This is a genomic window from Yoonia litorea, assembly GCF_900114675.1.
Lineage (GTDB): Bacteria > Pseudomonadota > Alphaproteobacteria > Rhodobacterales > Rhodobacteraceae > Yoonia > Yoonia litorea.
The window spans coordinates 1-1,214 of sequence record NZ_FOZM01000008.1 but is presented as its reverse complement, the minus strand read 5'-3'; the positions used below and the strand labels follow the sequence as shown (position 1 = coordinate 1,214).

Here is a 1,214-nt window from a genome sequence, read left to right as displayed (position 1 = left end):
ATGGCTAAGGAAAAGTTTGAACGTAATAAGCCGCACGTGAACATCGGCACGATTGGTCACGTTGACCACGGCAAGACGACACTGACAGCGGCGATCACGAAGTACTTTGGTGACTTCAAAGCCTATGACCAGATTGACGGCGCGCCTGAAGAGAAGGCCCGTGGTATCACGATCTCGACCGCTCACGTTGAGTACGAGACAGAGACACGTCACTACGCACACGTCGACTGCCCCGGCCACGCCGACTACGTCAAGAACATGATCACCGGTGCCGCCCAGATGGACGGCGCGATCCTGGTTGTGAACGCCGCCGACGGCCCGATGCCACAGACCCGCGAGCACATCCTGCTGGGTCGCCAGGTGGGCATCCCTTACATCGTTGTCTACATGAACAAGGTTGATCAGGTTGACGACGAAGAGCTGCTCGAGCTGGTCGAGATGGAAATCCGTGAACTGCTGTCCTCTTACGAGTACCCAGGCGACGATATTCCGATCATCAAGGGCTCTGCTCTGGCCGCGATGGAAGGCCGCGACGAAGAGATCGGCGCGAACTCGATCACAGCGCTGATGGAAGCTGTGGACAGCTACATCCCGACACCTGCACGTGCGGTTGACCTGCCGTTCCTGATGCCAATCGAGGACGTCTTCTCGATCTCCGGCCGTGGTACAGTTGTGACTGGCCGTGTGGAGCGTGGCGTGATCAACGTTGGCGACGAAATCGAGATCGTCGGTATCCGCGACACCAAGAAGACGACCTGTACAGGCGTTGAAATGTTCCGCAAGCTGCTTGACCGCGGTGAGGCAGGCGACAACATCGGTGCGCTGCTGCGTGGTGTTGACCGTGACGGCGTTGAGCGTGGTCAGGTTCTGGTGAAGCCGGGTTCTGTGACACCACACACCAAGTTCGAAGCTGAAGCCTACATCCTGACCAAGGAAGAAGGCGGTCGTCACACACCATTCTTCGCCAACTACCGCCCACAGTTCTACTTCCGGACCACAGACGTGACCGGCACGGTTGAGCTGCCAGCAGGTACAGAGATGGTGATGCCTGGCGACAACCTGAAGTTCAACGTCGAGCTGATCGCGCCAATCGCGATGGAAGAAGGCCTGCGCTTTGCGATCCGCGAAGGCGGCCGCACCGTCGGCGCCGGTGTTGTTTCCAAGATCACCGAGTAAAACGCCGCCCGGGCACAAGCCCGACCGCTGCGAGAATA

The 1,214-nt window shown here is 58.7% G+C and carries 1 protein-coding gene; it reads left to right on the top strand.

Annotated features, from left to right (window positions below; genetic code table 11):
- Nucleotides 1-1,176: elongation factor Tu (tuf, locus tag BM316_RS16550; RefSeq protein WP_090210852.1), on the top strand; the 1,176-nt coding region annotated here is incomplete at its 5' end.
- Between the last annotated feature and the right edge of the window lie 38 nt (nucleotides 1,177-1,214).